The organism is Clostridiaceae bacterium HFYG-1003 (genome assembly GCA_024579835.1).
Taxonomy (GTDB): domain Bacteria; phylum Bacillota; class Clostridia; order Clostridiales; family Clostridiaceae; genus JG1575.
This window is the reverse complement of the sequence record CP102060.1, coordinates 329908-353775: the sequence shown is the minus strand read 5'-3', so window position 1 is coordinate 353775 and position 23868 is coordinate 329908. Positions and strand designations below refer to the sequence as shown.

The 23868-nt window shown below is 53.4% G+C and carries 22 protein-coding genes; 8 read left to right on the top strand and 14 right to left on the bottom strand.

What is annotated here, in order from left to right:
- Positions 1-17: 17 nt before the first annotated feature.
- The 6 genes from aroF to NQU17_01565 form a co-directional block, all read right to left on the bottom strand.
- Entirely contained in the window at positions 18-1025 is a 1008-nt protein-coding gene (gene aroF / locus NQU17_01590; GenBank protein UUM12274.1) for a 3-deoxy-7-phosphoheptulonate synthase, read from the bottom strand.
- A 576-nt stretch (positions 1026-1601) separates the two neighbouring features.
- Positions 1602-2099 carry a hypothetical protein gene (locus NQU17_01585; GenBank protein ID UUM12273.1) on the bottom strand — a complete coding sequence of 166 codons (498 nt, stop codon included), beginning with the start codon at positions 2097-2099 and terminating at the stop codon, positions 1602-1604.
- A 234-nt stretch (positions 2100-2333) separates the two neighbouring features.
- Positions 2334-3260, bottom strand: a complete 927-nt coding sequence (locus tag NQU17_01580) for a phosphotransferase (protein ID UUM12272.1) — start codon at positions 3258-3260, stop codon at positions 2334-2336.
- Positions 3253-4257, bottom strand: a complete 1005-nt coding sequence (locus tag NQU17_01575) for a putative ABC transporter permease (protein ID UUM12271.1) — start codon at positions 4255-4257, stop codon at positions 3253-3255. The genes NQU17_01580 and NQU17_01575 overlap by 8 nt, the downstream gene beginning before the upstream one ends.
- A 432-nt stretch (positions 4258-4689) precedes the next feature.
- Positions 4690-5349, bottom strand: a complete 660-nt coding sequence (locus NQU17_01570) for a DUF2202 domain-containing protein (protein ID UUM12270.1) — start codon at positions 5347-5349, stop codon at positions 4690-4692.
- Positions 5350-5687: 338 nt separating this feature from the next.
- Positions 5688-6776 (bottom strand): Ldh family oxidoreductase, encoded by a 1089-nt coding sequence (locus tag NQU17_01565; protein ID UUM12269.1) that lies wholly within the window; start codon positions 6774-6776, stop codon positions 5688-5690.
- 272 nt (positions 6777-7048) lie between these two features.
- On the opposite strand from NQU17_01565, the gene NQU17_01560 reads away from it, so the two are divergent.
- Both NQU17_01560 and NQU17_01555 read left to right on the top strand, forming a co-directional pair.
- On the top strand, positions 7049-7738 hold the full coding sequence (locus NQU17_01560) for a response regulator transcription factor (GenBank protein UUM12268.1): 690 nt from the start codon (positions 7049-7051) through the stop codon (positions 7736-7738).
- The gene (locus NQU17_01555) at positions 7739-9121 is read left to right on the top strand and encodes a HAMP domain-containing histidine kinase (protein ID UUM12267.1); all 1383 of its coding nucleotides are present in this window, start codon (positions 7739-7741) and stop codon (positions 9119-9121) included. It abuts the gene before it with no gap.
- A gap of 28 nt (positions 9122-9149) precedes the next feature.
- Here the strand turns inward: NQU17_01555 and NQU17_01550 are convergent, their stop codons facing one another.
- Positions 9150-9335, bottom strand: a complete 186-nt coding sequence (locus NQU17_01550) for a hypothetical protein (GenBank protein UUM12266.1) — start codon at positions 9333-9335, stop codon at positions 9150-9152.
- A gap of 99 nt (positions 9336-9434) precedes the next feature.
- On the opposite strand from NQU17_01550, the gene NQU17_01545 reads away from it, so the two are divergent.
- From NQU17_01545 to NQU17_01525, 5 genes are all read left to right on the top strand, one after another.
- A complete protein-coding gene (locus tag NQU17_01545) occupies positions 9435-10121 on the top strand; it encodes a polyphosphate polymerase domain-containing protein (protein ID UUM12265.1) in 687 nt (228 codons plus the stop codon).
- A 140-nt stretch (positions 10122-10261) separates the two neighbouring features.
- Complete coding sequence (locus NQU17_01540) at positions 10262-10933, top strand: DUF4956 domain-containing protein (GenBank protein UUM12264.1); 672 nt, start codon at positions 10262-10264, stop codon at positions 10931-10933.
- A gap of 298 nt (positions 10934-11231) precedes the next feature.
- Positions 11232-13187 (top strand): carbohydrate-binding domain-containing protein, encoded by a 1956-nt coding sequence (locus tag NQU17_01535; GenBank protein UUM12263.1) that lies wholly within the window; start codon positions 11232-11234, stop codon positions 13185-13187.
- 276 nt (positions 13188-13463) lie between these two features.
- Positions 13464-13970 carry a heme-binding protein gene (locus NQU17_01530; protein UUM12262.1) on the top strand — a complete coding sequence of 169 codons (507 nt, stop codon included), beginning with the start codon at positions 13464-13466 and terminating at the stop codon, positions 13968-13970.
- Positions 13971-13987: 17 nt separating this feature from the next.
- Positions 13988-15286 carry a hypothetical protein gene (locus NQU17_01525; GenBank protein UUM12261.1) on the top strand — a complete coding sequence of 433 codons (1299 nt, stop codon included), beginning with the start codon at positions 13988-13990 and terminating at the stop codon, positions 15284-15286.
- Between the two features lie 395 nt (positions 15287-15681).
- Here NQU17_01525 and NQU17_01520 read toward each other — a convergent pair whose 3' ends face one another.
- Positions 15682-17640, bottom strand: a complete 1959-nt coding sequence (locus NQU17_01520; GenBank protein ID UUM12260.1) for a DUF5050 domain-containing protein — start codon at positions 17638-17640, stop codon at positions 15682-15684.
- A 244-nt stretch (positions 17641-17884) separates the two neighbouring features.
- Positions 17885-18163 carry a transposase gene (locus tag NQU17_01515; protein UUM12259.1) on the bottom strand — a complete coding sequence of 93 codons (279 nt, stop codon included), beginning with the start codon at positions 18161-18163 and terminating at the stop codon, positions 17885-17887.
- A 13-nt stretch (positions 18164-18176) separates the two neighbouring features.
- Here NQU17_01515 and NQU17_01510 point away from each other — a divergent pair, with 13 nt between their 5' ends.
- Entirely contained in the window at positions 18177-18356 is a 180-nt protein-coding gene (locus tag NQU17_01510; protein ID UUM12258.1) for an integrase core domain-containing protein, read from the top strand.
- A 251-nt stretch (positions 18357-18607) separates the two neighbouring features.
- Here NQU17_01510 and NQU17_01505 read toward each other — a convergent pair whose 3' ends face one another.
- The 5 genes from NQU17_01505 to NQU17_01485 form a co-directional block, all read right to left on the bottom strand.
- A complete protein-coding gene (locus tag NQU17_01505; protein UUM12257.1) occupies positions 18608-19015 on the bottom strand; it encodes a hypothetical protein in 408 nt (135 codons plus the stop codon).
- Between the two features lie 214 nt (positions 19016-19229).
- Positions 19230-20273, bottom strand: a complete 1044-nt coding sequence (locus NQU17_01500; GenBank protein ID UUM12256.1) for an IS630 family transposase — start codon at positions 20271-20273, stop codon at positions 19230-19232.
- Between the two features lie 402 nt (positions 20274-20675).
- On the bottom strand, positions 20676-22196 hold the full coding sequence (locus tag NQU17_01495; protein UUM12255.1) for a glutamate synthase-related protein: 1521 nt from the start codon (positions 22194-22196) through the stop codon (positions 20676-20678).
- Positions 22197-22566: 370 nt separating this feature from the next.
- Positions 22567-22926, bottom strand: coding sequence for a dinitrogenase iron-molybdenum cofactor (locus NQU17_01490; protein UUM12254.1), 360 nt, complete (start codon positions 22924-22926; stop codon positions 22567-22569).
- A 54-nt stretch (positions 22927-22980) separates the two neighbouring features.
- Complete coding sequence (locus NQU17_01485) at positions 22981-23850, bottom strand: Mrp/NBP35 family ATP-binding protein (protein ID UUM12253.1); 870 nt, start codon at positions 23848-23850, stop codon at positions 22981-22983.
- Positions 23851-23868 lie beyond the last annotated feature (18 nt).

Genomic DNA, 23868 nt, shown 5'->3' with positions numbered 1-23868 from the left:
AAACTGCAGATCCAGTCCTATAACTCCTTCATGAATCCATGCAGGCGAGTCAGCTTTCCGGCCAGAGAGTCAAACTCTTCCGGCGTGATGGACTGTTCCCCGTCACACAGTGCGTGTTCCGGATCATTGTGCACTTCGATAAGAATTCCGTCCGCCCCTGTGGCAACAATACCCTGGGAAAGCGGCCCCACCAGCCAGGCTTTGCCGGTGGCATGGCTGGGATCAGCGATGATGGGCAGATGTGTCAGACGGCGCATGAAGGGAATTGAGGTGATATCCAGCGTATTGCGGGTATAAGTTTCGAAGCTTCGGATGCCGCGCTCACACAGGATCACCTGGTTATTGCCCCCGGCCATGACGTATTCGGCGCTCATGAGCCACTCTTCGTAGGTCGCGGACATCCCGCGCTTGATCATGACGGGCTTGTCCTGCCGCCCCAGTGCCTTGAGCAGCTCGTAGTTCTGCATGTTGCGGGCTCCAACCTGGATGACGTCGATATCCTTGAATAGATCGAGCTGGCTCACATCCATGATCTCGCTGACCAGGGGCAGGCCGGTTTCCTGACGGGCGACCCGAAGAAGATCCAGTCCTTTTTCGCCCAGACCCTGAAAGGCATAGGGTGAAGTTCTGGGCTTGAACGCTCCGCCGCGAAGCATCGTAGCCCCGCTGGCTTTCACGGCCCGGGCAATGGCCACTACCTGAGCCTCGCTTTCCACGGAGCATGGCCCGGCCATGAGGGTCAGACTGCCTCCGCCGATCTGAGTATTGCCAACCTGAATCACGGTATACTCGGGATGAAATTTCCGATCGGTGCAGCGTTCAAACCTCCGAATTGGCTGGACATGGTCCACGACATCAAGGGCTTCGATGAAATGCTTGTCCAAATGGGAGGTATCCCCCACCACCTCCAGATTGATCTGGGAGAGATCCATGCTGGCATGCACCAGGACTCCCTGGCTTTCCAGCCAGGTGATCAGGTGCTCCATTTCTTCTTTATTCGGGGTTGGCTTCAATACGATGATCATGGGTTCTTCTCCTCTTTGAGCGGCAGTTCCAGCCAGGTCGGTTTTTCTATTCCGAGTGAATCAGAGCAGTCTTCTGCTCTGCCCCGGAAGCAGTCAGCATCCGCTTGACGCCCGGCATAGGCTAATATATCTTTGGTTTTCTTTCAATTGATCTTAAAACAGACTACATATAGTTTATCAGATTCTTCCCCATCCCGTTATTAAAAAGGATGGGGAAGCCCCAGCAGTTTCCGCGAAATCTGCCGATTCATCGCCTCTGCCTATACGGAGCATTCCAGAACTTCTGCCTGGCTGCATTGTCTCGGATTGTCTCTCAGGAAATCAGGTGCTTTCCTTCAGGAATCCGTGGTAATGACCTGGTAATGACCTGATCTCATATATGCAAATGTTGTTGCTGCAATTCTTACTCTTACTCCTACTCTTACTCCTACTCCTACTCCTACTCCTACTCCTACTCTTTCTCTTCTCTTGTTCTGTTTCTGTTACTGTATCCGTTTCTGTTGTTGTTTCCAGTGATCGGAGTCCGGACCGTCAAAAAAAGAAGCAACCCGCCAAATTGGCAGGTCGCCTGATTTTCTAGAATACGAGATCTTCCTTCTGAACTTTTCCGTCTTCGGACATGGTGAAGGTAGTTACTTTCTTGACGAAGGGCACGCCGTCTTTCTTCTCACATTCGATCTGGTGGAATTTTTTCGGGGTGGCTCCGACTTCCTTGTAGAGCTTCTTGAAGATCTTCATTAAGGAAACTGGCTGTTCCGGTTCCTTGATGGTGAGGATGCTGGTATCGGGAACCTTGATCGCATTGTAGATCAGTTCTTCAAAGTCGATGTCCGGGATGCCGGGGATCAGGAAATACTTGGTTTCCTTTTCCAGGTCTTCCGCCTTTTTAACTTGAATCGCCGGATGGGTCTTTTTGGTGACTGCCATCAGGTTGGCCATGAAGGGTCTGGTTCCGGTGGACCGGTGACCTGCGATAATGATGGAATCTCCGCTGGTGATGGCTTCGTCAATGAAGTTGCCAACCGTTTCGTTGAAAAATCCGTCTGTAACAAATTTCATGATAAATGGATTCATGGGATACCTCCGATTTGAATTTTTGATCCTAGACTTTACGAGTCGATGGACTCGCTTCACGAAAGCCTTGTGAACAAATACGCAATTTATCTTTCGTTCTACCTCATTTTATCATAAAAGTAACCCACTACCCAATATCAATCTGATGATAAGAGCGGATTTTTCGATATGAAATTATAATTGGATTGACAGGAAAAGCGTGAGCCGGCCCCATCGGCTGATGGTACAGAAATGCTATAAAATTTCGCCGGTACTGCCGATTTTCTTCGCTGCGTCCAGATACCAGTTCGGGATCGGATTCTTCATGTTGTCAAACCAGGTCAGGACCTTTTGCACCTGGTGAATCATCCCTTCGACTTCCTTGGGACCAAAGGAGATCGCCCAGGGAATGGAGGACAGGGAATTGCTGGCGATATAGAACGCCAGCAGCGCAAAAAACTGACTGGGCGGCTCTCCGTCAAAATAGCCGTGCAGCTGGCCGGTAGCAAACGCCGGACTGACTTGTGCACTCCAGACGATTCGGTTGAATTCTTCCCAGGGATCTCCTGCATCATGTCGATTAAAATCAATGATGAACAGCTGCCGGTCCTTTGTCAGGATCATGTTGCCGACATGATAGTCCCCGTGCTGAACACACTGCGGACGATCGTTCAGCAGTTCCCGGCTGACCCGGATATAGTCCAGCAGATGCTGAACTCCCTCCACCTGGATGCCGCAGTCCTGGTACAGGGCGATGTTGCGGTCCACTTTGCGGTTGAAGCGGACGGTCCAGTCCTCCTGATCCGGCGGGGCCGGCAAAGAGTGGATTTTCTTCAGGATCCGGCCGGATTCGACCCCCAGGTCATACTGCTGCCGCAAGCTCAAGGCCGGGAGCGCAAATTCCAGATCGTCGCCCTCAATCCAGCTGAGCAGTATGCCGATGCGGCGGCCGCCCTCGCAATAGCCCAGTTCCAGGGGTTCTGACATGGGTATTCCCAGTGCATAAAGCTGCTTCATGCGCTGGAATTCCTGCTCCCTGAACGCCAGCTGACCGGGTGGCGAAAGGCGCAGGAGCCGTTTTTCGCCCGAAGCGAATGAAACAATGTATTTGGGGTCGGCAGACCACCCTTTGGTCAGGAGCTCTTTGGATGCAAACCTGGTCTCGTCAATGATGTTATGCATGGGGTCCTCCCTGTTCGTATGGTGGATGCTTCGGGAACCGGCCAGTCTGCGGGTGCTGTCTTCTGGCTTTGGAACGGCTCAGATGAATTTCCTTAAGTTTTTGCAGGGCAGCCGGATGACGTTTCGATCGGGCATGCGGAAAGGCCCGGAACAGCCGATGTTCCCCAAAGAGCGGCCGGCTGATCAGCTCATCCACCTGATTCACGGTTTCTGCAGAGACTGGTTCGATGAACTGGTTGTCTTTCGCATCAGTCTGAGAATGTACCGGGTCCGTTGAATCGGGTGCGGACAGCGTCCCGTCGTTCAGGCGATAGTGGTACTCCCGGGTCGACTCCATATAATCCCGCAATTCCTGCCGCTTTTCTTCCAGGCGGTCCTCCATGTCCTCCTTCCGGTCGGCCAGGTAAATAAACCCGGAGGCAAGGGCTTCGCCCATCTCCTGCGAAGTCCGGCGAATATGAACCGACAGCTCTTCCAGGTGATCCAGCTTGCGGTTTAGCTTCAGAATCGTATTGGCAGTCACTACGGCATCCGATACGAGAAGCAGCAGGAGAACTCCCGCCAGAATCATGATCAACGAGGGCGACATCACGGCCATCAGCCTCATAACCCGGGGATGGATCCGTTCCACCAGAATCAGTGATCCCAACCCCCAGCCCAGCGAGAACAGCAGGCAGATATAGCCGCCCAGATTGAACGGCCGGTCGGAGTAATCCCACCATTTTTGATGAAACAGCTTCTCCAGCACGATCCCGGTGATCAGCTCCAACGCACTGGTGATTCCAACGGCTCCAAAAAACAGAACTAGAAGATTCTCCTCAAACGGGTTGAGCAGCCAGAGAATTGCCAGGATCCCAAACCCATAAATCGGACACCAGGGCCCGTTCAAAATCCCGGCATTGATGAACTTCCCTCTGGTCAGGGCGTTGTAAGCCACTTCCGTGCACCAGCCCAGAAAGGCATAGATCAAAAAAAGCAGAGCCCATTCAAAAAACATGTATGATTCCCCCATAACCGCTTCATTCTCAATCATCCGGATGTGATTCTCTCTCCTGCCCGTTCGTTCTTGGCGTGAGCAGCCGATGATTGTACTTTTACTATCTCTATTATAACCCTCTGAATAAAAATCAGATGAAATCATGTTTGCCCGACCAGGCGACAACCATCTTTGAACCGCAAAGGGGAGAGCCCATACCGGCTGTCGATACGGGCCCTTCCTTTGCTCTGTTCATATATCATGGTTCTTCGCAAGGTCATGGTTCTTTGGATGGTCATGGTTCTTCGGAAAAACGAGGTTCGCTGAAACTAATGTTTCTTGAACCCACTGCTTCCAGGTTAAGCCATGCTTCAGATTCCTGGATAAATCCGTCAGGTTGTGGTGAATCGTTCAGTTCGTGGCGACTCCGTCAAGCCCTGCTGTTCCCGGATATCAGTTGCAGCGGTTGACGCGCTGACCCATACCGCGGCCGGCTCCTCTGCCGGCACCGCGCTGGAATCCGCCGGACGGTCCGGGGGCGGATCCCTGTCCGGGAGCGCCTTGACCGGATCGAGGCTGACGACCTGGCTGAAGAGAACCGTCCGAGCGCTGAACGGCGCGTTCAAAGGCAGCCAGATGATTCTCAGAGGCAGCTTTCAGCCGTTCAAACACCAGCCGGACGTCTTCCGGCAGCGTTTCTTTCAGGAAGCGGTCATACATTTCGATATTGAGGATCTCCGCCGTCACACCAGCTTGATAGCTTTCGACCAGAGTTTCGGGCAGTTCGATGCGCCCGGCTGCTTCGTTGACAGGAACCGTAAATCCATAACTGGCAAAGAGTGGTTCCAGCATCGCGATGTGTCGGCCTTCGGCCTGGACGATGTTGCTGAAGGGTCGTACCTGGCCGAATTCAGCCAGAATTTTTACGTATTCCGCTTCGGCCAGATATTCATCCTGAATGGAGTAAGTCAGCATTTCTTCCAAGGTCAGACTGAGGTCTGCCTTTGCGGCTGGTGCGCCATAATCCGCCTCGGCGCCCAGAGCGGTTGCCGCTGAAGTCAGCAGGGCCAGGCTAAGCAGCGCCGCACTCAAAATTCGTCTTGATTTTTTCATTGTTTCCATCTCCTTGTTTTGGTTCGCTTTTCTCTTTGGTTGATTCACCGGTCGATCATCCGATGGTGAATGATGCTTGGGGATTGGATGACCCGTTCCTTGTTATCACCTTCAGTATAGTCCGGTGAATCGGCAAAGGTATAAACGAACTGCGGAAGAAGTGTGGTAACCCTGGGGCACAATTCCGGGAACAAAGATCCGGCTGTCAATTCATCGGCTCGGTGTACGCGCGACAGGCGGATTCAGTTGAATCCGCCTGGAACCTGATCGCCTTACACAATACTGATTGCGCCTCATACATGATTGCCTCATGGCTTCCGGTCTCTTCTGCGATCGGGTCAGATGGCCGGAAAGTAGTCCTCCAGGACCATGTTCAGATCCTGCGCCATGTCCCTCATTTCCCGGAGCACCGCCGGATTGATCCGGATGCCTTCGGCTTTGCGCCGGTCATAGCATTCCGCTTCTTTTTCGCCGTGAATGTAGATCCGTTCCTGACCCTGAGCTTTGGGCGCTTCTCTCAGCTCCGTCAGGAAGCGTTCCAGATGATCCGAAATGGCAGCTGCATCGCCAAACAGCGCTGGATCAATGGCGGCAAAGAAGTGGCAGACCCCGGCGGTATCCCCCTCTTCCACATGGTTGGAGGTAATCCCTTGCGACAGGATGGACGAAAAGATTTCTGCCAGCATCGCAAAGCCATAGCCTTTGTGGCCGCCGTGGATTTCGCCCCCGCCGCCCAGCGGATGAATCCCGCCCTGCCCGGTCTTCATGGCCTCCAGCACGGCTCCGGGATCCGTCTCCTCTTCGCCGGCCGCATTGATGCCCCAGCCGGCGGGAATGGGGTGACCCTGCTTGTGGTACACCTCAAACTTGCCCGCGGTTACCACTGAAGTGGAGGCATCAAAATGGAAGGGAACCGGATTGCCCGGGTAGGTCACCGCCATCGGGTTGGTGCCCAGCACCGGCACCCGGGCAAAGGTCGGCACCACGGCCTTCAGCGAATTGGTCATGGCAATGCCCAGGAAGCCTTCCTGAGCGGCCAGGCGCGAATAATAGCCGGCGATGCCGTGATGGTTGGAATTTCGAACCGTGACCAGCCCGACACCGGACGCGCTGGCCAGCCGAATCGCTTCCTCCATGGCACGAACCGAGACCAGCTGGCCCATGCCGCGATTCCCGTCAATAACTGCCGATACCGGGGTGGCAAAAACCACCTCAGGCTGTGCCGCCACATCGATGAACCCGCTGCGAATCTGTTCGTGATACAGCACAATCCGATTGGTGCCATGCGAATCAATCCCATACAGATCTGCCGCCAGCAGCACATCCGTGATCTGCTCACTTTGTGCCGGTTCAAAGCCAAACCGGTGGAAAGCCTCCTCACAGAATGCCTTTAATTCTTCATAACTTACAAGGACTGATTTTATCATTTGTTCTCCCATCATCCGGTCCCCCTTCATTCGATTCATCCGAAGCTCCGGCATTCAACCGATTGCCGATTCTTCATTGTTGATAGCTCTATCTTATCATTTATCCAGTCTTTTCAACCAACTCCTGTCCTTTTTTCAGAAGGCCGGCACCAACGGATTTGCGCGGACTGCCCTCCCAATCTTCCGGGCCCTGGATTTTCTGTGACCGTTTTGCGTCTGTTTTTCGTAACATTCCCCGGAATCTTTCGCTATACTGGAATCAGGTGATAAGAATGAATGAATCGATCTATATTGCAGAAGATGAAGATAATATCCGGGAAACCGTTCGAACGTTCCTGGAGAGTGAGGGGTATCAGGTCCGGGATTTTTCCACCGGCGATGCCCTGTTTGACGAATTCCAGATAAGCCCGGCCGACCTGGTGATCCTGGATGTCCTGATGCCGGGATCCTCCGGCTTTGACATCACGCGGAAAATCCGCGCGATCAGCCCCGTGCCCATCATTATTCTGACAGCCCGGGACAGTGATCTGGACTATGCCACGGGCATCAACCTGGGCAGCGACGATTATTTCACCAAACCATTCAGCGCCATTTCCCTGGTCATGCGGGTTAAGGCCATGCTGCGCCGGGTCCGTCTGGATCAGGAACAGCACGGCTCTGCCGCCCGGTCAGAGATTCACTTCGGCAGCATCCGGATCAATCGCAAGACGATGGAAGCCCGCTCCGGTGATCAGCCCCTGGAACTGACGCCCACCGAGTATGCTTTGCTGGTCTATCTCCTGGAACACCAGGATCGGGCGGTTTCGCGCAGCGAGCTGCTGGATGAGGTCTGGGGCTACAGCCAGGACATTGAAACCAGAGCCTGTGACGACACGGTTCGGCGGCTGCGCAAGAAGCTGGCCGGCAGCGGGGTTCGCATTGACAATATCTGGGGATTTGGCTTCCGGGCAGCGGAGGAATAAATGGAACGGAAAAAATACAGCCTGAAATCCCGCATGCTGCTCATGGTCACGTCCCTGATCCTGGCGGTGTTCGCGCTGACCTTCATCAGCTTCAACCTGCTCATTTCAAACTACATAGAAACCAATGCCACCGAAGCCCTCACCCAGTCGCGGTCCAATCTGCCCCCCGACCGGACGGAGGCCGGTCCCTCCGTCCGGGAACGCAAGCCGCCCCAGTCCGTCGGCGGCAACGCCGAGCGGCTGTTTGTGACGGCAGACCGTCAGGTTCTGCTGCCCGATTTCTATCCGGCGCTGGATGAATCCTCCCCCCTGTACGATTTCATCCAGCACGTCGAGGACGGAACTGTTCTCCTCGACCGTTCTGACATCCTGAAGCTCACCACGGATCAGGGGCTCTACTACTATACTGTGGTGCCGTCCGCGGAAGGCATCGCCACCTTTCAGGTCTACTTCATCAACATGACCAACCTCTACAGCTTTGAACAGAACCTCTCCCGCCTGCTGCTTTTGATCATGAGCGTCGCCCTGGTGCTGGCCGTTGCGGCCACCTATCTGATCGCTTCCCGGATCGCCGGGCCGGTCAAAGCCCTGAGCGTGTTTGCCCGGCACATCGGCAATGGCGATTATCAGACGCTGGAGGAAGATTTTGCCGACCGGGAGGTTCATGAGCTCAAACTGTCCATGAATGAATCCAGCGAGAAACTCAGACGTTATGACGAAGAACAGCGGGTCTTTTTCCAGAACGCCTCCCATGAGCTGCGCACGCCGCTCCAGATCATTAAAACCAATGCGGAAGCCCTGGAGCTGGATCTGATTCCGAAGCAGAAAGCCCTGCCGGTCATCCGGCAGGAAGTGGACAGCCTCAGCCAGCTGGTGGAAGACGTAATCCTCCTGTCCCGCCTGGATGCCCGTTCCCGCGATCTGGTGCAGACCACCGGTGATCTGAGGGAAACCCTGTCCTACACCGCGGAACGCTTCGCCTCGGTTCTGGCCGAACAGAAAATCCAGATCCAGTATGACTTTCAGGAAGACCCCGTTCTGTTTACCTATGACGACAAATCCATGGAACGGGCGCTTCAGAACCTGATTTCCAACGCGGTGCGGTATGCCCGGAGCAGCCTGACCTTAAGCTGCCGCGAAGAAGCCGGACGCATCGTAATCCGCGTAGCCGACGACGGCCCCGGGATCTCGCCGGAAGACCTGCCGCACATTTTCGACCGCTTCTACAAAGGAGCTAAGGGCAATCATGGCATCGGCCTGTCCATTGTCCGCTCCATCGTCACGTCCTACGGCGGACGGGTTGAGGTCGCCACCAGTCCAGAAGGAGCCGTCTTCACGATCTTCCTGCCTCCCCTGACCCCCTCGACCCGATCAAACGGATGAACCAGATGAACCGGATGAAGTGGATCAATCAGCTGAATCGGATGAAGTCAGAGTCGAAGATGAAACCACTCAAAATCTGTGCCTGCTGGGCCAGCTCCCTCCGGAGCTTGCCGGCAGGCTTTTTCGTGTCCCGGAGGGCCTCTGCAGAATCGTTCTGCTTTGCGGCAGTTCTGCGTATTGTTGCGTTCAGTTTTTCGGAGAAGTATTCCCGCATCGGGTCTAAGATAAAACCAGATCAGGAAATCGGAACCAGCTGACCGGGAGAAATCAAGGAACTCCTGCGATGGACAGAATCCGGTGGAAAGGAGAACCCATGATTCACCCAGGCTATCGCAATGAACTGAAATATCTGATCAGCCCGTCTTCCCGGCAGGTGCTGTCCCGCCAGCTCGAACGCGTCCTCCGGCGGGATCCTCATGCCATAGGTAAAGGCTACGCCATCCGCAGTCTCTACTTTGATACGGCTCAGGCCGACGCTCTGCAGGACAACCTGATGGGCAGCGCTGTCCGGGAGAAATACCGGCTGAGGCTCTACAATGAGGATCCTGCCAGGATCCGGCTCGAAAAAAAAGTCAGGCACGGCAATCAGGGCTTTAAGGTTTCGGCTCAGCTGACCCGGCAGGAAGTGGAATCGATCCTGAAGGGCTCCTTCGGGTTTCTGAAAGACCACCGTGAAGATCTGCTCCGCGAATTCTATGTCCGGCTGCGCTCGGGAGGCCTTTCGCCCTGCCTGGTTGTGAACTACTTTCGGGAGCCCTTCCTGTTTGATCCGGGCAATGTCCGCGTCACCCTGGACTATGACCTGGCCTACTCCCGGAATCCGCGCAGCTTTCTGGATTTCTCTCTGCCCCTGATCCCGGAATCCAGAAGCAAGTGCCTGCTGGAAGTCAAATACGATGAGTTTCTGCCAAGTCTGATCCCGTCCCTGCTGGAAGGGCATCAGCCCATGCGGACCGCTCACTCCAAGTATGTCACCGGACGCTTCCTGACCGGAGCCTGAAGTACAAACCATTACCGGAACGCTTTGATGACAGACTGAAATCCAGAGTTGTTCGAAATTCCAATCCCCGATGAACCGAAACGCCATTGGGCAAATATCACCCCCTCAATGTCCCCTATTAGCAATAAGGAGCTGATCTTATGACATTTCAGGATATCTTCAAGTCCAGCTATCTGGAAAAACTCGCGGAATTTTCTTTTCTCGATGCCGCCATCGCCCTGATTCTGGCCTTTCTGACCGGACTATTCATCCACACCATTTACCGGCGAACCTTTAACGGCGTTCTGTACTCCAAGCCGTTCAATACCTCTCTGGTGCTTCTGACCATGCTCACCACCTTCATCATCCTGGCGGTAACTTCCAATGTGGTGCTCTCCCTTGGCATGGTGGGCGCACTCTCCATCGTTCGCTTCCGAACCGCCATCAAGGATCCCCTGGATCTGGTCTTCCTGTTCTGGGCCATCGGCTCCGGCATCGTCCTGGGCGCCGGCATGGTGCCCCTGGCCCTGGTCGGCTCCCTGCTGATCGGTCTGGTCATTCTGGCATTTGCCCGCGGAACCGATCAGGATCAGCCCTTTGTGCTCATACTGGATCTGGAAGATGAATCCGCGGAGGTTGAATCCCTGACCTATCTGAAAAAGGAACCGCACCGCCTGAAACTGAAATCCAAGACCATTACCCCCGGACAGATCGAAATCATCTATGAGCTTCGCCTATGCGCCCAGAATACCGCCTTTGTCAATGAACTGGTCAGCCTGCGCGGTGTCCGCAACGCCACCCTGGTCAGCTGCAACGGAGATTATGCCGCCTGATGCCCAGTTTCCCCGGTGAACCAGAGTAGGAAACAGGCACCCAGGGATTTTGCGACATCAAACGAAGACTTGCGACATTCAACATGAGTCATTCAATTGAAAAGCTGCGACATACGACATTCAGACATATGATAAAAGGTATACAACATTAGACACCGCACCCGGCCGCATCCGACTTTGCCAGGGAACTCCGGCAGGAACGATGCTGTCAATCGGAATCATTTGATTCAGACCGGTCGGGCTCTGGAACATCAGACCTGGCCAATGATCAGGCAATGCCTGCAGAAAGGATGAAATCATGAATAAAAAATGGAACAGACGCTTACGAATCAGGGTCGTGGCCGCCCTGGCCGCAGTGACCCTCACTGCTGCCGGCTGCAGTGCATCCCCAGTGGGCAGCACTTTGGCAGGGACAGCTTCGACTCAGATCACGGTTGCAGGAACAGCTGCCGGTACACAAACCGCCGGCACAGCAGGCAGACCGGACACATCGGGCACTGCCACTTCCGGCGAATCCCAGGAGGCAGCCCTGACCGTCGAGTACAGTTCAAAAGATCTGGAGACGACGGTGGATGAAACTGCCGCCACAAAAATCCGGTTCGGGGAAAAAATCACAGTCAGCGGTGAAGGCGCTCAGGCCTCCGACAAAATTCTGACCATCAGCCAGGCGGGAACCTATCTTCTGTCCGGAGAATCCGCTGATGGCCAGATCGTGGTGAACGCGCCGGAGGATGCCGATGTCATCCTGGTTCTGAATGGGCTGAAACTGACCTGTCCGTCGGCCTCAGTGCTGCATATTCTGGAAGCGGATCAAGTGATCCTGACGCTGACTGCCGGCTCGGAAAATGTGCTGACCGACGGCGTCGACCGAGTTCAGGCGGACAGCGAGGCGACGGATGCGGCGATCTACAGCAAGGCGGATCTTACGATCAACGGCAGCGGCAGTCTCAAGGTTACGGGTCAGTATGCCCATGGCATTGTCAGCAAAGATGACCTGAAAATCGTCAGCGGTCAGATCACGATCACCGCAGTCAACGATGGGCTGCAAGGCAAGGATCTGGTTGCGATCCGGGACGGCAATCTGAACATCACGGCAGGCGGCGACGGCATCCAGTCGACCAATGATGAGGAGGCTGCCAAGGGCGGAATCCTCATCGAAAACGGCACCTTTGACCTGACAGCCGGCCAGGATGGCATTCAGGCTGAAACCAGCCTGTGGATCAAAAACGGTACTTTCCGGCTGGTCACCGGCGGCGGCAGCGCCAATTCCAGTCAGACCAGCGGCTGGGGGAACTGGGGACCGGCACCCGCTTCCGACAGCCAGACCTCCGATTCCGCCAAGGGTCTCAAAGCCGGCACTGCGCTGGTGATTGACGGCGGAGTCATCCAGCTGGATTCCTCTGACGACGCAGTCCACTCCAACGGTGATGTCACCATCAATGGCGGTGCCATCGAACTGTCCTCCGGCGATGATGGAATCCATGCCGATCAGGCTCTGCTGATCAATGCCGGCGACATCTACATTGAGACCAGCTATGAGGGACTGGAAGGCGCCAGTGTGACGATCCGGGATGGAAAGGTCCACGTCGGCGCGATGGACGACGGGATCAACACCTCCGGAGGCAATGACGGCTCCTCTGTCAGTGGCCGGCCCGGGCAAAACGGATTTGATCAGTCCGATGGCACCCTCCTCTCCCTGCTGGGCGGCTACGTTTTTATTGATTCCGCGGGGGACGGCATTGATGCCAACGGCGACATCGTAATGGAAGCAGCCACCGTCATCGTGAACGGCCCCACCAATAACGGCAACGGGGCGGTGGACTATGCCGGCACCTTTACCCTGAATTCAGGAACGCTTCTGGCCCTGGGCAGCTCCGGCATGGCTCAGAACATCAGCGAAACCTCCAGCCAGGCAGCTTTTCTCCTGAACACCAGTGAAATCAGTGCTGACACCCTGGTCCGGATCACCTCATCCGACGGAACCGAGCAGATCACCTTCTCCTCCCCCAAACCCTTCAGTTCCATCCTTTACTCCAGCTCCGACCTGAAGGCCGGTGACACCTGCCTCATCTCCAGCGGCGGCACCTCTGACGGAACCGCCACCGACGGAATCATCCAGGGCGGCACCTGGTCCGGCGGCACGCAGCTGACCCAGGTTGAGATGACCTCAGCTCAGACAACCATCGGAGGCGGCATGGGCCCCGGCCCGGGCGGCATGAAGCCCGGTCCCGGGAACCCAGGCAAACGTCCCTGATTTAATATAGATATCCTCCTTACCCTGCGCAGCGGTTCTTCTCAGAGCCGCTGTTCTTTCCTGTCCTGACCGCCCATCCAACGGTGGACTGATGGCGTCCACCGGACAGTGGACTGACTGCACGAACCGGCCGTGGACTGACTGCACGCACTGGCCGTGGACTGACTGCACAAACCGGCCGTGGATTGATTGCATCCAAACTTTCATACTCCCGAAACAATGACTTGGTATAATGATTTCATCGGGATGTTATCCCAGGTGAAAGGTGTGATGACAATGGCTCCTTATGAAACAGCCCCCTATCAGGTTCTGAAAGCAGAACCGCCCTTTGAGCTGCGGGCCTATGATGCGTTTGTCACCGCTTCAGTGGACAGCCGGGACTGGATAAATTCAGACGGATTTAACCAGATCTTCAATTACATCAGCGGCAGCAACGAAGCCGGTCAGAAAATTTCCATGACGACTCCGGTATTCAATGAACTGGAAAGCAGTCGGGCCACCACGGAGTTCGTCATGCCCCGGGAAGTGACCCCGCTCCTGCCTCGACCCCAGGATCCCTCCATTACGTTGAAGTCTCATTCCCCGGTGAAAACCGCAGTCATTACCTTCTCCGGCCGCATGAATGAAGCAGCGGTGCAGAAAAATAAAGCCCGGCTGACGGACTGGATTCACCGCCAGGGCCTGACCCCGGCCGGTCCCATCCGGCTGGCGCGCTACAATCCGCCGTTTATCCCCCCGTTCCTGCGCCGCAATGAGATTCTGATGGATGTGCGGGACGAATAAACCAGAGGAAGGAATACATGGTACACTCGATAATTACAGATCTTACTGACAATACAGAAACCAGCCTGGCGGCTTCCCCCGCCAGGCTCCTGGAGTTCGCTCAGGCGAATTTTCATCGGGCTGGTGATAATCATCCGGCTCTGATGGAATCCTGCAGCGCTTTGGCGCAGGCCCGCAATGAACAGGAACTCCGCTGTGTAATCGCCGGCCTGCAGGCGGACCTTGAGCCCTGGCGAGCCAAAACCGCGGCGGAGCTGACCCGGAATGACCTGAACCAGCTCCGGACAAAGATTACGGACCGTCTGACCGAGATTGACCGGAACGGCTCCCTGATGCCGGAACCCTGCCTGGAGTTCTTTATCGAACAGGGTTACCTGGAAACGGCAGAAGAATTTCTGCTCCAGGCCCGGATGCAGGATGGCAGCCTGACCATGGAGGAAGCATTCCAGGCCCTGCGCAATGTCTGGATCATGAACAGTCTGCAGCTGCTCTGGGGAATTCCCCTGTCCGTCACCCCCTCGGTCTATGCCTACAGCATGCTATACCCCTATACGGACAATTTCCTGGATGATCCCCAGGTGGATCCCCTGGAAAAAGAACAGTTTAATCACAAGCTGAGCCTTGCTCTGGGCGGTGAATTCCCCGCACCGGCGGGAGCGCATCAGCGGAGGGTATTTGAACTGGTGGACCAGATCCGGACTCAGTATGACCCGGTCCGGTATCCCCAGGTATTCGAAGGGATCAGACTGATCCAGCAGGGACAGATCCTCAGTCTGATGCAGGACCGCGGCAAGACAATGTCACCTGAGGAACTTCTGACCTTGAGTTTTTTCAAGGGCGGCGCTTCGGTGCTGGCTGATGCCCTCCTGGTCCGGCCCGACCTGACGGAGTCCGAACTGACCTATGCCTTTGAGTACGGTGCCTCCCTGCAGCTTCTGGATGACATGCAGGATCAGCAAAACGACCGCCGGGACCGCCACCAGACGCTGTTCAGTCAGGTGATTCCCCCCGCAGCCTGCGACGAGCTGATTCAACAGCTTTTATCTTACCTGCAGTTGATTCATCGCCACACTGCCACGGATTCAGTCCAAGCCGCCCGCCTGAAGCGAATCATCGCCACCTGGACCGGTCTGATGGTCTTTGATGCGGTGGGCCGAAATCCCTCCCTGACATCCACCGCCCTGTACCGGGCTCTGGAGGCAGCCTCAAAAGTCCGCCTGAATTTCTATCAGGAAATCGAAGCCTCACTCAGTCCTTATTTAGACCAGATGGATTCAATCCAGACCCTGGCCGACAGTCCCGCCAACCTGCCCTGATCCGTGCTCTGCCGCTATTTCAGGAGCAATCGGATCCGCGCAAGATGATCCGGAATACGTGTAATAAAATCATGCAAGAAAACATCTAAGAAAACATCTAAGAAATCATGTAAGAAAACATGAAAGTAAAACATGTCCGGACATAGGACAGCCCTTTATGGACAATCCTTTATGGACTAACATATGCCTTCAAACAAGTGATCGGCATACGCCTGAAGACAAGAGCTGAACGTAAATCCATACGAACGTGTGAAAGCTGCCGGCCCACTCTGAAATTCAGAGCAGATGGCAGCTTTTTTATCGTTTCAAAGGCTTGTTGGTATGAGTCATGCGCTGGTCGATTCGACCGGCGGCAAGTGCGCCGCTCGATGCAGGTGCCTTTGGTGTTCACGGATTCAGGGTTTGAACTCACGACGTTCCGAGCCATCCGGCTCCATCATGTGATAGGTGTTCATGTCATTGTTGTAGTAGATGATCTGATCTTCCAGAAAATGAACCAGCGAATAGGTGCCGGGGCCAAGAATCAGTTCTCTGGTCCGGTCTTCGAGGTGGAATCGAACCATCCCTTTGTCCTTGCCGGTAGCGTAGTAGTAGAGCCATCCCTGGTGGATGCCATAAAGGGTACCGGTTTCGCCATTGATGCTCTCGTTCTGGGTCGCGTCGGTCTTCATCCGGCGCAGTTCGTGATCTGATTCGGTGGTGTAGTAAATCCAGTCCTGATCCAGGGTCATCAGGGCGATGGCCTGGCCGGTGACCGGAAGAACTTCGCTTCCGTCGCGCCGGATCTTACTGATGCCCTCTTCCCCGGCCTGATCGTTGGTCAGCGAGGGTTCAAAGTAAATCCATTCGTCATCCAGCTTCAGATTGCGCACGGCCATCTGAGTCAGCTGCTGCAGCCCGGTGCCGTCCACCCGGATTCGACATAAGGTCTGGTCCAGGGACTGATTGACAAAGTACATCCATTCATCAAAGACCACGAGCTCGGAAGCGCTCTGGTCGGCAACAATGCCGTAGCCGGTGCCGTCGATCCGGACTCTGGCCAGGCAGTCGTAAAAACCGGTATCAATAAAATAGAGATAGTGGCCGGACAGGTTCAGATGATTCCCCGGCCGCTTGATGACGGTACTGATGGAAATTCCGTTGCGCAGCGTCTTTCGAATCTCGCCCATATAGTGATCCAGGGAAAAGTAGATCCAGTTCCCGCCTCGGACAAACCGGCTGTGGGCGTTCGAATTGGGGACTCCCAGACCCCTGGCATAATCCGGTTCTTCCGGATCATCCCGGATCCAGTCCACGGTGTAGGCCGGTTCCATGCCGGAGCCGTCCAGTCTCACCCGGTAAGGTCGATTGACATCATCGGCATTGGAAAAATAGATCCAGCCGCCGGCGATCTGTACCCCGAAGGCCCTGGTGTTCATCAGCAGCACCGGATCGCTTCCATCAAGCTCAGCCCGGTAAAGTCTGCCGGTCTCGCGAATGACATAAAACAGCTGATCCTGGTAGATCGTCATGCCGCACAGGCTGTCCCGAAGCAGTTCCATGGCGCCGCTGCCATCCAGTCGCATCCGCATGAGCACCCGCTGATCATCCGCCAGACTGGTATAGTAAATCCAGCCTTCGTAAGGAATGATATTGGTGCAGACCTCCTCGGCCAGGAGCCGGTCGTCAGTTCCATCCGGCCGGATCGTGCGCAGTTCGTCTCCCTGCGCCTCCTTTGCCACATAATAGATCCAGTCCCCTTCCAGCGTCAGACTCCGGCTGGTTCTGGCATTCAGCCGGACCGGTTCGGTTCCGTCTGTCTTCATCCGGTACAGCGACCCATTCTCCGCCAGGTTGGAAAAGAAAACATAGTCGCCCTTGACGAGAATATTGGCACAGGAATCGTAATCGCAGGGAATCGGGCTGATGCGCTCGATGCTCTTGCCCTCGGTGGTCATGCGATAAATATAAGCTTCATCCAGCCTGGTCCGCTTAATGTAATAGATCCAGCCGCCAGCCACATTGATGCTGCTGACCGGCTTTTCATTGTAATCGGTGATCTGGGTGTCGTCGGCCCGTTTGCGCATTAACCGGGCGCCCTGACTGGCGTCTGCATAATAAATCCAGCCGTCCTTTTCGGCAAAGCAGCCGTGAGTACCGTAATTGGTATTGGTGTTCCCCGGTTCGCAGCCGCAAAGCGTAAACTCCGTGTCAGAGGGAGCTGTCGACGGGTTCACCTGGACAGAGGTGGCAGTCGGTCCGGTACCGGGCTTTAAAGGCGCAGCCGCAGTCCCCGGCGGCGGGGAATGAGAACAGGCGGTGAGTCCCAGCGCCAGCGCCAGGACAGTCATCAGGCTTCGGTGCAGCGATTTCATGGAAAAGCTCCTTTTGGTCCGTCGGAGAAGCCCTGTGGGCACGTCGGTCAATGAAGCTGAAGGAACTGCCGGAGCGGTCCGGCAAGCTTCCGGGGCAATTCAGTTCTGATTTAATCACAGTTAATAAAACTGGTATTTCGTTACTATAATTATAATTTTTATCTCGCTCTTTGTCAAATTTTTAATTATCTTTTCATTTTTAGTATAAATTTATTATTGCTCCCCTGATTAAACCTTGCGCATATTAAGAGGCATATTTTGTGGTTTTTGAATGGAAGAACCCCCTGATTTTATTAGGACGCAATTGCACAGTTTTTAAATGAGATCGAACATTATGTTCAAGCTCCTCATCGCTCCTGGGACTTGGTTTTTTACTTATGCCACGTTTGAGATCGCTGTTGAGCAATTCATCAGGATTGTACTCTGGAGCATACGGTGGCAGGTAGAATAGCTCAATTTCTTCCTTGATGTATTTCTCAAAGGCTGGCTGCATCCAGAGCATGTCGCGGGTCGGCCGTTGCATCTACAACGGGCCGATGGAAGGGTTCTTGGGTATCCTGAAGTGTGAGATGTTCTACCTTAAGACCTTCCACACTTACGAGGAACTCAAGCAGGCGGTGGATGACTACATCCGCTTCTACAACACGAAGCGGTACTTGAGAAAGTACAAAGGTCTGGATCCTCTTGAGGTGAGGAACCAGGCACTGGCTGCATGATCTTGTTTTGGTTATTTCACTGTCCACTTGACAGGAAGCAGTTCAGAAGCGGCTTTCTTCTTTTTTTGCCTTTTTGTTCAACTGTATTTTATGCGATTTTTCCAAGGGTTATGCAAAGATAAGCTGAAACCAGAATTAATCAGAGGCCCCTAACTACTTGGAAGATTAATACCCCAACTAATGTATCCATTCATCCTTCGGAATGATGAGAACTCAGTTAGTTATTGTTTTTGTCTTTTTTCTGTATGATGTTATTTTTTAATCAATATATTTTCATTATGTGACTCTAAATATAAATTTAATTCTTGTTGTTGAGTTGTATTCTCATATTCCGCAAGATTGAAATAAAAAATTTCAGTTTCTTTATTATTTATAACTCCATACATATAAAATTCTGTAGTTGGGTGATATGATATTTGAAACAATATGACATTATTTTCTCCCTCACTTTCTCTAAGTAAAGGTTTTTTAGTGTTATTCTCGAAAGTTCCGACTTCAAAAAAATCGACAGGGAAATTCTGTGTGTTATTAATTTTGATCTGAACGAGGTATTGTATATTTCCTCCTTTGGAGGTATGAGGGCTTGAGATATTTAAACATGAAGTAAAAAGTGATAATAAGATTAAAAGATAACTTAAAAAAACTTTAGAATGTCTCATGATTATTCTCCTATAGTTTTTAGGGAAACAATAACTAGGCCTTGTTTGAAAAATCGACCCGCATGATCACTGCAACAGGATCATGATCGAGGCAAGGTAAACAAAGGCCAGAAAAGACTGGTCCTGTTTGTCATATCGGGTCGCGATCCGGGGAAACCACTTCCTTTACGAAAGTTTAGCATATTATTGCTCCCCTGATTAAACCTTGCGGATATTAAGAGGCATATTTTGTGGTTTTTGAATGGAAGAACCCCCTGATTTTATTAGGACGCAATTGCACAGTTTTTAAATGAGATCGAACATTATGTTCAAGCTCATCATCGCTCCTGGGACTTGGTTTTTTACTTATGCCACGTTTGAGATCGCTGTTGAGCAATTCATCAGGATTGTACTCTGGGGCATACGGTGGCAGGTAGAATAGCTCAATTTCTTCCTTATGCTTTTCTACCCACGCCATGACTTTTTTAGCGTGATGAACCCGCAGATTATCGAGCACCAGGAATACTTTCTTGTTGCTGTCATGCACTAACCGCCGCATAAAATCAATCAGTTTGTCGGCATTCATGTTGTCTTTATAGAGGACAAAGCGCAATTTTCCTCGATTGGAAATTGCTGAAAGCATGTTGATCTTGATATGCTTTGCTTCGGTTCGAACCACCGGCGTTTGTCCGATTGGCGCATACCCACGCAAGCAAGTTGACTGGTTTTGCAATCCGGTTTCATCTCCAAAGAAAATCTCTGCATTCTCAGCCTCTGCTCGTTCAGTAATGCCAGGAAACTCAGTTTCGACCCAGTGCTGCACCTTCTCTGTGTCTTGCTTGTAGGCGCGTTTCATCGGCCGCTGGACTGAGAATCCCCACCGCGCCAAGTAGACCCCTAAAGTAGATACGGGCAGGCTGATTTTATACTTTTCATAAATGAGCTCTGCAATGGTTTTTCTGCTCCACATGCAGTCTTTGAACTTCAATTGATCCGGTGTCTTATCAACCAGGATTTGCTGTATTTCCTTTTCCTGGGCAGGAGTAAGGGTTCGTTTCGCACCCTCTCGGCGACCACGCTTTTGGGGCTTGATCCCTGCGATCCCGCCTTCCTTGTATTGTTTCTTAGTGTTCTGGACGTGACGCAAGCTTACATCTAAGATTTCCGCTATTTCCTCATTCGTTTTACCTTTTTCTGATAGTCGGATGATGTTCTTGCGAATCTGATATTGCTCTTCCGGACTAAGCCGAACTGCTTGGGTCTTTAAATCATTATTCATAAGATTATTATATCAGAAATCATCAAGAAACGCAAGGTTTATTTAGTGAGTCAATAATAAAGCCAGGAATCTGCCTTCCAGCCATTGAAAAAGCCAGTTCAGCTGACACTGGATCCAGGAATCCTTTACAGGTATTTATGGGTATTCAGCTGTTGCACCGAGAACCGCCCCGGGTATGGGGAGGGCACCGGACCGTATCTTCCTTTCATTCATCAAAGGGATTACTCCTCCAGCTTCTTTTTCTCTCAAAAAAAAATTTCCTGAACCAGAGGGATCGGGTCGGATCGGAAAACAAACGGGGACAGTCGCCTGCCCCCTGGATCGCAGGCTGAATCGCGCTGCTGTTTGTTGTTGTCTATTGTTGTTTATTACCTGTTCCCGCCGGAAAGGCTGGATGGTAAATTAGTCGAACCAGCGGCCTTTGATCAGATCCTTCGCATCCCGGGTCAGTGGGATCAGATCCGTCTGATCCAGATATTTCATGTCAAACTTCCGGTTGAGGGCGGCAAAGTGCTTCAGTCCAAAGGCCAGTTTGTTCAGATACGAGAAGACGCCAATGGCTCCCGGAGAAAAATCATCGGCCGCTTTTCCATACAGTGCCCGCAGTTCCGGCAGATCGCCGTAGATCTGTGCCACACTGGAGCCGTACTTCTGGTACGCCTTGGGAACTTCCCCTGCCTCGATTCTCTGGCCAATGTGCTTGCCGGTCATGGCCGCAGCCATGGCGGCTCGGCCGATTCCAACGGATGTCACATGACCCCTGCCGTAGGCCAATGCCTTGAACACCTGATCTTCTGAACTGAATCCGCCGGTGATGGTGATGGCGGGCACATACAGCCCGTTGTTTTTCATGTCCCGGGTAATCTGCAGGACAGTTTCCTCCAGTAACACGGTGGGCAATCCCCACTCATTCATCATTTTGCAGGGGCTGTAGCCACTGCCGCCGCCGGCACCGTCAAAGGTGATCATGTCGACTTCCGCCTGACTGCCCAGCTGCAGCACCCGTCGGATGTCCTCCCGGTCATAGCCGGCCATTTTGAGATAGATATTCTTTGCCCCCAGCTGGCGCAGCTCAGCGATTCGGGGAATTAAATACTCCTCATCCCAGATTGGCAGCCGGGAATAGATATAGAAGTTGGGACAGACTCCGTCAGCCTCCGCCTGAACAATGGCGGGATCCGTGGGATCCGGCAGCACCAGATGACCCAGTGCCTGCTTAATTAACGCCTCTTCCCGGTCCTTCAGCCGGTTGACCGGCTGGGTGCCCTTGGCCCCCTGGCCAAACTTGAGCTCAATGGCCTGAGCGCCATGAACCTGGATGGCATATTCGGGAACGCCCATCATGTCATCCTCAATATTGCACTGAAGCACAATCTGACCATATCCCCGGTCATAGCGACGGAAGGCATCCAGCATCTTCTGCAGCGCCGGGAAATGAACCACTTTGCCATGCTCCAGCCGCAGTTCGGGATCCTTGGTTCGGGAATCTTCCCCAATGACGCAGGTGACGCCGGCCATGGCCGCACCGCCGAAATAATCCTCCCAGTTCATCTTGATCAGGGCTGGCAGAATCAGGGGCATGGCCAGCCGAACCGGATGGAATCGGCCGTATTCGCTCTCAAGGTTTACCCGGAAAATATTCGCCTCGGCAAAATTCAGACCCGCTCCGACGGCACCGAACACTCTGCCGTTGATGTTGAAGTGCGAGTAATCCAGGGGATAGTCCTTTTCCGAAGCGATCTGATTGGCCCCGGTGTTGGTGGGGTATACCGCCCGAGCTCCCAGAACAGCCGCCAGGGCAATCTCGCAGGGGCCTTCGCAATCCTCCGTACAGAATGAGCACATCCCGGACTGGGGTGAGAGATGACGGCTGCGGTGAAAGGTATCATTGAAGGCTGATGACAGGTTGGGTGAGTAGGTCATGACAAAATCCTCCTCTTTCTATAATCTTAAATTCGATTAAAAATCTCGCAAAAAATTTCGTTCATGGATTTTTACTTCGCTGCTTTAGCTGGTCAATGTTTGAACTCACAGACAGGCGCCGTATGATAACGATTTCCACTTCCATTATTTCACATCGGACTGGCGAATGGAAATACAAAGATCATCCGAATATGCCAAAAAGCTCAGGGGGGCAGCTGAAACCAGGTTCCCTGAGCTCATAGCGGCGCTGCGATCCGGCGCAGACTGTCCGTTTGGAGAATGTTCTGCGGCAGCCTGCAAACACATAACCATCAATGGGCAGGAACTCACTCCGTCAGCACCTGTGTTTTACAGGTGCTGCCCCCGGGAATCAGGCATGGCACTCCTCGTGATGACTATGTTCGTGGCACACCGAACCGGTGGATTTCAGTTCTCCGGCCAGATAAGCCAAGGCCGCGGCTCTGGCGTCGCCTCTGGCGCCGACGATTACTTCGATGTTGTGCTGGTTGAAAATTTCAATGGCTCCGCCGCCCATGCCACCGGAAATGATGACGTTGACTCCCAGGTCATTCAAAAAGTTCGGCAGAAAGCCCGGGCGATGTCCCGGATTGGGAATGCTGGCATGTTCCATAATCTCATCATTCTGAGCATTGTAGAGGTTGAAATTAACACAATGTCCGAAGTGTTCTGTCACCATGTCGTGTTCACTGGCTACTGCGATCTTAATCATTTTTGTTTCCTCCGCTTGTTCGATTTGTACTTACTATTTGTCTTTATTGTTCCGTTAATTCCTATGAGTTCCAACCGGTTCACTGCCTGCCGGAATCATGCCTTCCAGTTCCTGGGCCAGCTCATGGAGCCAGTCCCCGGCATACAGCTCGATCATGCCGCGGTCAGTGGCGGCCGCCAGTCTGGGATCGATGGGAAGCCTGGCCTGTACTTTCAGCTGATGAGCCGCGGCGACTTCGTCGATGTGGCTCTCCCCGAAGATCCGGTACTCCTTGCCGTTGTCCGGACATTTGAAGTAGGAGTAATTCTCCACCAGACCAATGATCGGAATATTCATCATCTTTGCCATTTTGACGGCTTTCCCCACAATCATGGAAACCAGTTCCTGCGGGGAGGTGACTACCAGGATGCCGTCAATCGGAATGGACTGGAAGACAGTGAGCGGAACATCTCCGGTTCCCGGAGGCATGTCGATGAACATGAAATCCACATCCTCCCAGATGACTTCCGTCCAGAACTGCTTGACCGTATTGGCCAGAATCGGACCGCGCCACAGCACGGGATCTGTCTCGTCTTCCAGCAGCAGGTTGATCGACATGATGTCAATCTCTGTTTTGGTTCGAATGGGAAGCAGGCCATACTCATTGGTTTCCGGCTGAGTTCTGATGCCGAAGGCTTTGGGGATCGACGGACCCGTAACATCCGCATCCAGAATTGCGGTATGATACCCCCGCCGATTCATTTCCACCGCCATCAGCGAGGTCACCAGCGATTTGCCGACGCCACCTTTGCCGCTGACGATTCCAATCACCTTTTTCACCCGACTCATGACATGAGGCTGTTCCAGGAAATCCTTCGGGCTGGTCTTTCGCTCAGAACAGGTTTCCCCGCATCCGGAACAGTTCTGGTCACATGTTTCACTCATAGATTTCTTCTCCTTTAA

Bases quoted from the DNA above. Each gene is read 5' to 3' on its own strand.
- aroF (UUM12274.1), bottom strand. From the start codon at position 1,025: ATGATCATCGTATTGAAGCCAACCCCGAATAAAGAAGAAATGGAGCAC.
- NQU17_01585 (UUM12273.1), bottom strand. From the start codon at position 2,099: ATGAATCCATTTATCATGAAATTTGTTACAGACGGATTTTTCAACGAA.
- NQU17_01580 (UUM12272.1), bottom strand. From the start codon at position 3,260: ATGCATAACATCATTGACGAGACCAGGTTTGCATCCAAAGAGCTCCTG.
- NQU17_01575 (UUM12271.1), bottom strand. From the start codon at position 4,257: ATGTTTTTTGAATGGGCTCTGCTTTTTTTGATCTATGCCTTTCTGGGC.
- NQU17_01570 (UUM12270.1), bottom strand. From the start codon at position 5,349: ATGAAAAAATCAAGACGAATTTTGAGTGCGGCGCTGCTTAGCCTGGCC.
- NQU17_01565 (UUM12269.1), bottom strand. From the start codon at position 6,776: ATGATAAAATCAGTCCTTGTAAGTTATGAAGAATTAAAGGCATTCTGT.
- NQU17_01560 (UUM12268.1), top strand. From the start codon at position 7,049: ATGAATGAATCGATCTATATTGCAGAAGATGAAGATAATATCCGGGAA.
- NQU17_01555 (UUM12267.1), top strand. From the start codon at position 7,739: ATGGAACGGAAAAAATACAGCCTGAAATCCCGCATGCTGCTCATGGTC.
- NQU17_01550 (UUM12266.1), bottom strand. From the start codon at position 9,335: ATGCGGGAATACTTCTCCGAAAAACTGAACGCAACAATACGCAGAACT.
- NQU17_01545 (UUM12265.1), top strand. From the start codon at position 9,435: ATGATTCACCCAGGCTATCGCAATGAACTGAAATATCTGATCAGCCCG.
- NQU17_01540 (UUM12264.1), top strand. From the start codon at position 10,262: ATGACATTTCAGGATATCTTCAAGTCCAGCTATCTGGAAAAACTCGCG.
- NQU17_01535 (UUM12263.1), top strand. From the start codon at position 11,232: ATGAATAAAAAATGGAACAGACGCTTACGAATCAGGGTCGTGGCCGCC.
- NQU17_01530 (UUM12262.1), top strand. From the start codon at position 13,464: ATGGCTCCTTATGAAACAGCCCCCTATCAGGTTCTGAAAGCAGAACCG.
- NQU17_01525 (UUM12261.1), top strand. From the start codon at position 13,988: ATGGTACACTCGATAATTACAGATCTTACTGACAATACAGAAACCAGC.
- NQU17_01520 (UUM12260.1), bottom strand. From the start codon at position 17,640: ATGAAATCGCTGCACCGAAGCCTGATGACTGTCCTGGCGCTGGCGCTG.
- NQU17_01515 (UUM12259.1), bottom strand. From the start codon at position 18,163: ATGCAACGGCCGACCCGCGACATGCTCTGGATGCAGCCAGCCTTTGAG.
- NQU17_01510 (UUM12258.1), top strand. From the start codon at position 18,177: ATGGAAGGGTTCTTGGGTATCCTGAAGTGTGAGATGTTCTACCTTAAG.
- NQU17_01505 (UUM12257.1), bottom strand. From the start codon at position 19,015: ATGAGACATTCTAAAGTTTTTTTAAGTTATCTTTTAATCTTATTATCA.
- NQU17_01500 (UUM12256.1), bottom strand. From the start codon at position 20,273: ATGAATAATGATTTAAAGACCCAAGCAGTTCGGCTTAGTCCGGAAGAG.
- NQU17_01495 (UUM12255.1), bottom strand. From the start codon at position 22,196: ATGACCTACTCACCCAACCTGTCATCAGCCTTCAATGATACCTTTCAC.
- NQU17_01490 (UUM12254.1), bottom strand. From the start codon at position 22,926: ATGATTAAGATCGCAGTAGCCAGTGAACACGACATGGTGACAGAACAC.
- NQU17_01485 (UUM12253.1), bottom strand. From the start codon at position 23,850: ATGAGTGAAACATGTGACCAGAACTGTTCCGGATGCGGGGAAACCTGT.